This window comes from Paenibacillus sp. O199 (assembly GCF_001636635.1).
Lineage (GTDB): Bacteria > Bacillota > Bacilli > Paenibacillales > Paenibacillaceae > Paenibacillus > Paenibacillus marchantiae.
Window position 1 is genome coordinate 120618 of record NZ_LGRP01000016.1, and the last position, 7774, is coordinate 128391.

The following is a 7774-nucleotide window of genomic DNA, read 5'->3' on the forward strand; positions in this document are numbered from 1 at the left end:
TTTTGTTAGGGCATAAGTTTGATTTTATTGTCCTGGATTCAGTGGACGTACGAAGGAGATGAGGTAGGTTATGAAGATTCAATCTTTGTCATTGAATGATCTGGAGACCGTAGGGCAGCTCTGGCGACTGCAGCATGTAGCTTATCGGCTCGAAGCCGAGATCATCGGGTTCCAGGAAATTCCGCCTTTGATGGATACGATGGAGACACTTCAGAACTGTGGAGAGACTTTCTATGGCTATCTGGACACGGATGGGGAATTGCTTGGTGCGATTGCGGTGGATGAGGAAGAGATCAATACATTGACGATCACACGCATGATGGTGCATCCTGATCATTTTCGTAAAGGGATTGCTGCTGCTTTGATGACGTATGTGTTTGAACAGTATCCGGATCTTCCGCGTTATATCGTTTCCACAGGAACGTTGAACCAGCCAGCCGTGAAATTGTATACCAAATTCGGTTTTAAGCCCGTGGAGGTTGTACAGATTGCACCTGGAGTGGAATTAACGACATTTCATAAGAATAAAGATTAATGATGTGAACAACTGGAGGAGGAATACCGGCTTTGGGCAATCCCTGGTTAATAGATGAGTGGCACATTTTATTGCGATTATTACTGGCTATGCTGCTTGGAGGGCTTGTAGGCCTGGAGCGGGAGCGTTCCAATCATGCTGCCGGTCTGCGTACCCATATTTTGGTATGTCTTGGATCTGCACTAATCATGATGTTGTCTATTTATGGTTTTAAAGATTTTGCAAATGAATTAAACGTAAGAATTGATCCGGCCCGTCTGGCTACAGCCGTTATTACAGGCGTTGGGTTTCTCGGAGCGGGCACGATTCTTTTTACCGGCAAATCGATTACCGGACTGACAACGGCGGCTTCCATTTGGGTTGTGGCAGCCATCGGACTAGCAACAGGCGCAGGATTCTTTTTTGCCTCCATCGTGTCAACCGTCTTGGTATTACTTAATCTCTGGGTATTCAACAAGTTGGAGCTTAGGTATATACGAGGAAACAAACTGCATGTCGTTACACTTCATACTTTGTCTGAGCCCGGTTTTCTGGAACAGGTATCTTCATTTATGGAGCAGGAGAAGATCAAAATCCGTAAAATAACGGTGAATGAACAGGATTTGGCTTATGCTGAAATGATATCGGTTGAACGCAAAATTGAAATTGTGCTGCATGTCTACATGCCACATGAATTGAGTGCAGTGCATCTCGTATCCAAGTTAAGACAGTGGGAACATGTAACGAAAGTGTCAGTCGAATAATTGAATTAAACCCTCTGAGGCCTTTAGTGCCGGAGGGTTTTTGCTCATAACCATATTTCTTCCAGTTACTCTCCCGGCTCTTTAGGGTACTATCTAACCAAATGCATGAAGAGCGGGAACATCAGCCCGGAAGAAAGGAGTCGTTTATGAAACGCAAACGTCAGTCGAACAACACTTCCAGCGGAACGCGCGGAAAACCTGTCCGAAATCGAACTCACAAGTTTATTGCCGGGTTACTAAGTGCGGTTATTCCGGGTCTGGGCCATATTTATCTCCGATTATACATGAGAGGTCTGACTTTCATGATGCTTGTACTACTGGACCTGTCAGCACTCTTGTACTTCTCAACCATTGGAATACAGATCAATGTACCATTGCTTATCCTGTTGGCGTTGTTTATTCCGGTGATTTACTTTTACAATGTATTCGACGTATTGCAATCTGCGGACTGGGTGATGATGCGCAGGAGAAGAGCGGTTACCCACAATAGCTCGGACAAGCCCATTCCTAATGAACGTTCTGCAGGGGAAGCCATGATGGTGTGGGAAAGAGGCATTTCGTTTGGATTGCTCCTGATTGTAGGGGGATCGCTGCTGGTATTGTTCTTTCGTAAACCACGTTGGTTTAAAGAGTTAATCGCTGTGTATGGCGGATACACTTTTGCTGTTCTGATGATCGCAGGAGGACTAATCCTTTTCGGACGGGAAATCTGGGTCATGCTTCGCAAGAAGAAAATCTAGTGTGAACTATTCAAGGAGGGATAGCCATGAACCGTAAAGTCCGGGTCGGCCGCTATACGGCTGCCGCCTTACTCGTAGCTGTCGGTGTGCTGTTGATTTTGGATAAACGGTGGGGAACGGACTATGTATATGAGATGGTCGATTGGTGGCCCCTCTTGCTCGTTGTGTTAGGTGTAGAATACATACTGTTGTTCTTAGTGACACGTCGAAGAGGGAATGCAGGCTCAGACAACCAAGGTGAGAAAATTAAAATGCGCTTCAGACCCGATGCGAAGGGCATCCTGACGTCCCTTGTCCTGACGGCTTCTGTATTTATCGTTTCTGAGCAGGATCATTATATGCATTTGTGGAACAGGGTGAGTCTTAATCTCGGAGCGGCATCCATGGACTATAGTCAGGCAGCAGGATATATGGAAGATAAGGGCACGATTCGGGTGCCTGTAGGTATGGATACATCGGACCTTGTTGTTGAGGGAGTGAACGGGGATATCTCGATACAGCGGGGGGATACGGAAGAGATTGAAGTGCGCACGGTAGTTTGGGTGGATCAGACAACTGAAGTACAAGCCAAAGCAGTGGCGGACGCTTCTTTTGTTGAGGCAGACGGGACAAAAGTGATTCATATCAAGACTACAGGCAAAACGTATGGAGAGAACGAGAAAACACAGCCGCGGATGAATATCACCATAACGATCCCGGATGATCGTCGTTTCAATCTCGATATTCGGACGTCCAATGGAGCCATATTGTTGAATCGTCCGGAAGCCATTAGTACCATTTTGGCCGAGACCGGAAATGGACGGATTAGAATTACGAATGCCGTAGGTGATATTTCCGGTAAAACGTTGAATGGTGATGTCGTTGTGGCAAATGCGATCGGAAATGTGGACTTGAACAGTAATCGTGGGGACATGAAGGCCCGTGGGGTTTCTGGAAATGTGAATCTGACTACACAAGTCGGAAGTATTAACATCACGGACTCCGTCGGAGAGATCACAGCGGATACACGAAACGGAAATATCAATGTAGACGGCGCAAGTTTGGCAGTTAAAGCTCAATCCCTCAATGGCAGTATAAGTATTGTATCCGCCAAAGTAGGCGGTGACTGGGACATTTATAGCGCTGTAGGAGCTATTAACATTCTGCTTCCGGAGCGGGGGGATTATAGCCTCAGTGGTTCCAGCAGTTATGGAGATCTGCAAACGGATCTGCCGTTTAAAGTGAAGAATAAAACGATTGAGGGCCAGCTTGGTGAAGGAGAGTATACGGTTAAAGTTGAGGGGAACAGCAACCTCACGATTGATCGTAATCCTGCAGTGCCTCCTGTTGGAACGAATTCACTGGATTCGGAAGATACAGACGATAACTTGGAACAAATGACCGAAGACGGACAGAATTCCCAAGGCGAAACGTCCGAAGTTCCCTGACTGGCGCGTTGACAATAAACTTGCAATCGCCGTACAATAAATATAAACTGGCAAGGTTACACGGCAGGAAAATGTAATGTCGTTGTTCCAGCCGAGGATCAACTCTGAATGAAGAGAACATGTGATCATACATTCTGTCTCTGCAGAGTAATGAAAGGTAAGGCGGTGGGTTTTATGGCAACACGTGTCCAACATGCGTTGGAGCATCTGAAAACGACCGGTGTCCGTATTACACCCCAGCGTCATGCCATATTGAACTATCTGATGGAATCCATGGGGCATCCGACAGCCGATGAAATTTACCGTGCGCTTGAACCCCAGTTTCCCAGTATGAGCGTGGCGACTGTATATAACAATTTGAAGATGTTTCTGGAAGCGGGCATGGTCCGGGAGTTGACATACGGGGATAACTCAAGTCGCTTCGATGCCAATGTGACGGATCATTACCATGTTATCTGTGATAAATGCGGCAAGATTGAAGATTTTAGTTATCCTTCGCTAAAAAGCGTGGAGCTCCAGGCGGAGTCAAGTACAGGATTTGAAGTACATGGTCACCGATTGGAAGTATATGGTGTTTGTAAAAGTTGCAGGGATTAAGAGAGATGAATTACAATATTAACGTGCAGAATTCAGTTTGGATTCTTCACGTTTTTTGTTTTTAGGACGATAGAATGTATATAGTCTTCAGCAGTTTAGCTATTTCATGATTCAGCATGATTAACGGAGGTAGACGTTTGAGTAGAAAAAGCAGATATACACGTCAGAAGCGCCGCTCGTTCTGGCCTGGATTTTTGGCTGCCTGTGTTGTTGCAGGCGGTGCTTATTGGCTAATAACGAATGTTTGGCTTAATCAGATTCACGAAGACCCCGACTGGATTGGTATGAATCAACCTATTTTTGTAGACGGACAATTGATGGATGGCGAGGCTTCAGGAACGGGAGATCAGCTTAAATTGCCCGTATCGGTGCTGCAAGAGGCGATCGATCCCGGAATACGTTATGAAGCAGACACAGGAGATATCATTATTGCAACACCGCAGCGAGTACTCCATATGAAGGAAGGCAGTACGAAAGCGGAACTTAATCATCGAGATTATCCCATGACGGTTAAACCGGAGGTGGTTGGGGGAGAAGCTTATATTCCGCTCAAACCATTGAAAGAAGTATATGGGATAGCTATACAGGAAGATGTTACAACGGGTGCCGTTCTGCTGATGCGTGGAGGTGACACGATTCAGTATGCGGAGATTAATACATTGTCTTCCAAGGCAGACAAAACGGTTCCTTTGTACAAACGCGGGGGAGAATCTTCTCCCATCATCGCCGATATGGAGCAGGACGCACGAGTAAGGGTATGGCAGACAGGTGATGACCAGAGCTTTGTTCAGTTGGATAATGGTTATGCCGGTTATGTGGCTAATAAGTATGTCACTCTTACGGAGAAAAAGGAACTGGACAAGCCTAAATTTACCCTGACTGCGGCGGAGAAAAAGTGGCAGAATAAACCGGTCAACCTGGTTTGGGAAGCCGTATACAACCGACAGCCTGATGTGTCTTCGATTGGCAAGATGCCTGGAGTTAATGTGGTCAGCCCCACATGGTTCCATATTACAGATGGACAAGGCAACGTAAAAAGTAAAGGGGATAAAGCATACGTCAACTGGGCTCACCATTCCGGCATGGAAGTATGGGGCTTGATGGATAACAGCTTTGATCCGGATGTTACGAAAGAAGCCGTGGCCTCATATGAGACACGTACGCGTATTATAGAGCAGATGCTGGAGTATGCACAGACGTATCATTTGGACGGCATTAACATTGACTTTGAGAATGTCTATACAGACGATGGACCGAATATCACTCAATTTGTCCGCGAAATCAAAGCAATGGCGCGCATTCATGGTTTGATGCTCTCGGTTGATGTGACGCCGAAATCGAACAGTGAGATGTGGTCTGCTTTTCTGGATCGTCGCTCGTTAGGCTCTTTTGCCGATTATATTGTCGTTATGGCGTATGACGAGCACTGGGCTGCGAGTCCAAAGGCCGGTTCGGTTGCCTCGCTTCCTTGGACCGAGTCTTCTATGAGAAAGATCCTGGAAGAGGATGAAGTACCATCGAACAAATTGATTATGGCTGTGCCGCTATATACTCGAATCTGGACGGAAGAGACCAATGATCAAGGAGAAGTGAAAGTGTCCTCCAAAGCGTTAGGCATGAGCACCGTCGCAGACCTGATCAAGGAAAAGAAACTCAAACCTGTTCTGGATAAACAAAGCGGACAGAATTATGTGGAATATTCCGAGGATGGGGCCACTAAGAAAATCTGGATAGAAGATGCCGTTTCGCTTCAGGCACGTGTTGATTTGGTTGCTTCGTTGAAATTGGGTGGAGTAGCTGCATGGAATCGAAGCTTCGCCGATGCATCGGCATGGGAGACGCTAAAACAGGCAGGGTATTCGAAATAAACATGAAATAGCTCTCTTTGAACTTATATATTAATTAATTTAAAAGTGCTTCTGAAATTCAAAAAAAGGTCCGGTGAAGATACCGGGCCTTTTTTCTGTCTCTGGGCTTTGATGAAAAGAAAATCTAGCTGTTGGAACTCATGCCATGATCTGTGTCGGAAGGGGATGGAGGTGTGGAATGCGCTTTCAGTTGTGAACTGGTAGTATTGGCCTGATTAGGGTCCAGGGTAAGGATGGTGTGACAGAACATACAACGATCCGTCTTGCCGAGCATTTTGGTTAACTTGCCACATTCCGGACAGTCCACTTGTACTGCGCTTGTGGAAAGCATACCAGCCCAGAAATAAATGGCCAGACTAGCCATCATGGCGATCAGGCCGATGACGAGTCCCACAGCAGCAAATACTTTGCCTGCGTGTCCCCAGAACACAATTCCGGCAGTTCCCAGTACCATTAGGCCCATGCCTAGCATGGTAAGCAGTAGTCCCCAAGTGCGAAAAGCATTAATTTTTGCTGATTTAAAAATCATGAAAAATGCTCCTATCGTATGAGTAGTATCGGACCTGGATAAGAAGGAAACTTCAGCCTACATGTAGAATTACATTATAACTGACTTGGCGCTTATCTGCCATGAATTGTATGGAGGGAATCGTGGAACTAAAGAACCTTGCTTTTTTGTCCGAACAGTCGGAAGAGACAGGGGCAGTTGGGGCTATCGCTTATTCCCACCCGGGAGAGCGATTCCACGGCTCCCTAATCCAGGATTTTGAATTGCTCGTACTTGTTGTTCATAATACCGACCAGTTGATATCCAAGGTTGGACACTACAAATATGGTGATCTTCGTTATCAAATAATCTATGTCAGCCGTCATGAGCTGCAGAGCAGTGTAATCACGGGGGATAACAATAACATCATGCAGTGCCTGATTGAAGGTGAGATCATCTGGGAAGCGGATAACGCCTTGAGTGATTTGCGAGAGGAACTATCTACTTTTGGAACCGAACTGCGTGAGCAAAAGCTGCTACATGAATTCGCCAGTTTTTTGAGAATGTATGTGGAAGCGAAACGTTACATTCAAGAAGGACATGTTGTTGATGCCTATTACAATGTTCTTGAGGCTCTGGGGAACTGGGCAAGAATTGTACTTATTGAACAGGGGATCTACCCAGATCATGCGGTCTGGACACATGTGCAGAGTTTGGATCGTGCTTTGTGGAAGCTCTATCAGGAGCTTACAGTAAGTTCAGAGACTCTGGAACAGAGAGTTGAGCTTGTGCTGCTTGCTTGTGAATTCTCAGTGATGTCCAAAATGAGCGATTGCTCTGGATTGCTTCTGCGTGTGCTTGGAAGTCGAAGAGAACCGTGGAGTATGGATGAACTTGTCCATCATCCACAGTTGAGATTCGTACGGGAGGATTTGCCGCTTATCCTTCGTAAGCTGGTGTTTCGTTCTATAGTAAAAGAATCGGCAGGATGGCCATCCTTTATAGGAGGAGATGGGCGGGAAATCCGCTATTGGATTGAGGCGTAGTTACTCGTGAAGCCTGACGTTATATGGATTATAAAGTGGGAGGGGAAACCTTCCTTTTTTGTTTGTTTAATAATTTATAAAAAGAGGTTGACTCTTATTCAGGAAATATGATACATTATATTTCGTTCCTCAAACGAGCTTATCGTCAACAAATGATAAATTCTGCATAGGAATTAGTGAAGAACGAAAAGCTTCAAAAAATAAATTAAAAAAAGTTCTTGACGAAAACAAACGAAATGTGATACATTATTTAAGTCGCCGCCGAAAACACGGTTGAGACGAAAAAGAGTAACGCAAATCGAGTTTGATCTTTGAAAACTGAACAACGAGT

Annotated in this window: 8 protein-coding genes; 7 read left to right on the forward strand and 1 reads right to left on the reverse strand. The window is 45.6% G+C overall.

The window, feature by feature from the left end; all coding sequences use genetic code 11:
• The first annotated feature begins 70 nt into the window (after positions 1 to 70).
• The 6 genes from A6049_RS21585 to A6049_RS21610 all read left to right on the forward strand — a co-directional run bounded on the left by A6049_RS21585 (position 71) and on the right by A6049_RS21610 (position 5910).
• On the forward strand, positions 71 to 535 hold the full coding sequence (locus tag A6049_RS21585; RefSeq protein ID WP_063566621.1) for a GNAT family N-acetyltransferase: 465 nt from the start codon (positions 71 to 73) through the stop codon (positions 533 to 535).
• Between the two features lie 32 nt (positions 536 to 567).
• Entirely contained in the window at positions 568 to 1278 is a 711-nt protein-coding gene (locus A6049_RS21590) for an MgtC/SapB family protein (RefSeq protein ID WP_063566622.1), read from the forward strand.
• Positions 1279 to 1424: 146 nt separating this feature from the next.
• Positions 1425 to 2018, forward strand: coding sequence for a hypothetical protein (locus A6049_RS21595; RefSeq protein ID WP_063566623.1), 594 nt, complete (start codon positions 1425 to 1427; stop codon positions 2016 to 2018).
• A 26-nt stretch (positions 2019 to 2044) separates the two neighbouring features.
• Complete coding sequence (locus tag A6049_RS21600) at positions 2045 to 3445, forward strand: DUF4097 family beta strand repeat-containing protein (protein WP_063566624.1); 1401 nt, start codon at positions 2045 to 2047, stop codon at positions 3443 to 3445.
• 174 nt (positions 3446 to 3619) lie between these two features.
• Entirely contained in the window at positions 3620 to 4042 is a 423-nt protein-coding gene (perR, locus tag A6049_RS21605; protein WP_024631328.1) for a peroxide-responsive transcriptional repressor PerR, read from the forward strand.
• A 137-nt stretch (positions 4043 to 4179) separates the two neighbouring features.
• Positions 4180 to 5910, forward strand: a complete 1731-nt coding sequence (locus A6049_RS21610) for a glycosyl hydrolase family 18 protein (RefSeq protein WP_095206181.1) — start codon at positions 4180 to 4182, stop codon at positions 5908 to 5910.
• Positions 5911 to 6034: 124 nt separating this feature from the next.
• Here the strand turns inward: A6049_RS21610 and A6049_RS21615 are convergent, their stop codons facing one another.
• Complete coding sequence (locus A6049_RS21615) at positions 6035 to 6439, reverse strand: YgzB family protein (RefSeq protein ID WP_053778954.1); 405 nt, start codon at positions 6437 to 6439, stop codon at positions 6035 to 6037.
• A gap of 122 nt (positions 6440 to 6561) precedes the next feature.
• Here A6049_RS21615 and A6049_RS21620 point away from each other — a divergent pair, with 122 nt between their 5' ends.
• Positions 6562 to 7443 (forward strand): nucleotidyltransferase-like protein, encoded by an 882-nt coding sequence (locus tag A6049_RS21620; RefSeq protein WP_240321510.1) that lies wholly within the window; start codon positions 6562 to 6564, stop codon positions 7441 to 7443.
• Positions 7444 to 7774 lie beyond the last annotated feature (331 nt).